The following is a 1,240-nucleotide window of genomic DNA, read 5'->3' as shown; positions in this document are numbered from 1 at the left end:
CGCAAATTGCAAGAACAAGTTAGCCATTTGAACCAAATACTGATACCAAGGGGTTCTCAGGGGATTGGAGAGGAGCGGTGCGCCTAGCCGCAGGCGTTGGCGAAGCGCTCAGCTGGCGTTTGGAAGCCCAGTTGACGACGAGGTAAGTTGTTTAGCTTGTCAGCCGTCTCGGCAACATCAGCTGGACTGATGGCGTCGAGGGACGTGCCCTTAGGAAAGTCCCGACGAACCATGCGGTTGTGAACCTCGTTGGAACCACGCTCGCTGGACGTGTAAGGATGGGTAAAGTAGACTGGGGCAACTGATGCCATGACTTGCGTAAGGGTCGTAAACTCCGGCCCATTGTCCGCAGTAATCGACTTGATAATGGGTCCGTACTCAGCGATGATCGATTGCATTGCGTAGGCCACTGAATCGGCGTTACGACCATCAATCAAGCGAATGATTTGGAAGCGGGTCTGGCGTTCAATCAACGTTAGAATAACGCTCTCTTGCCCATCGCGCTTCCCGACAATCGTGTCGATTTCAAAGTGTCCAAACGTCTCGCGAGAGTCCACTTCCGCTGGTCGTTCCTCGATACTTTGACCCAACAGACGCCGGTACTTGTGAACCGTGGTTACGTGCTTGGGCGGGCGACGACTCAGCTTCTCGGCAAGATCCAAGTTACAGACCTCTAGAAGCTGTTCATCGATGTACTTGTACAACGTTTGGGTGCAGACCATCTCTTCTGGTCGAAAGAGTCCAAGGGCCTTAGCGCGGCCGACCACAGTGTCTGGTGCCCAGTCATCGGTTTTAAACCGTTCCACAAAGAAAGCCAGAAAGTCCAGCGACTGCGCGAACTTGTATGGCCGGTGACAGGCCACCCGTTTCTCGTGATAGCGCCGCTCAGCAGCTTCCGCCACGTAGACCTCATAGTACTTTTCCTTACCGTTAATCCGTTGTTTATTGGTTACTAGGCCACGTTTGATCTCATTGTTTATCGTCTGGGGACTAACACCTATCAGATCAGCTATTTTACGGCGAGAATACCCGTCGTGATTGAAGTAGACCTCAATATTTCCACGCTCTTTCAAAGTTAGATGGTGACCCTTGGGACGATTCATGGTAAGCTGTTCTTGCATCAAGACGAAGACCTCTTTCATTGTTTGTGTGAGAACTCCAATGATACCTGAGATTTACGTCTTGGTGTATTTATTTTGTCCTAAAATCTAGTGGCTAACTTGATTATAAAATTCGCCGA

General features: G+C 50.5%; 1 protein-coding gene. It reads right to left on the bottom strand.

Annotation, left to right across the window (positions count from 1 at the left end; genetic code table 11):
- Positions 1-83: 83 nt before the first annotated feature.
- Positions 84-1,142 (bottom strand): IS30 family transposase, encoded by a 1,059-nt coding sequence (locus tag NGM66_RS14320; RefSeq protein WP_258115846.1) that lies wholly within the window; start codon positions 1,140-1,142, stop codon positions 84-86.
- Between the last annotated feature and the right edge of the window lie 98 nt (positions 1,143-1,240).

Origin of the sequence: Levilactobacillus yiduensis (assembly GCF_024718525.1) — a bacterium.
In the GTDB taxonomy this organism is placed as follows: Bacteria; Bacillota; Bacilli; order Lactobacillales; family Lactobacillaceae; genus Levilactobacillus; species Levilactobacillus yiduensis.
Note: the sequence above shows the minus strand (reverse complement) of the source record. Positions and strands in the feature narration are given on the sequence as shown.

What these genes read in the sequence shown, in the direction of transcription:
- NGM66_RS14320 (WP_258115846.1), bottom strand. Translation starts at nt 1,142, where the DNA reads ATGAAAGAGGTCTTCGTCTTGATGCAAGAACAGCTTACCATGAATCGT.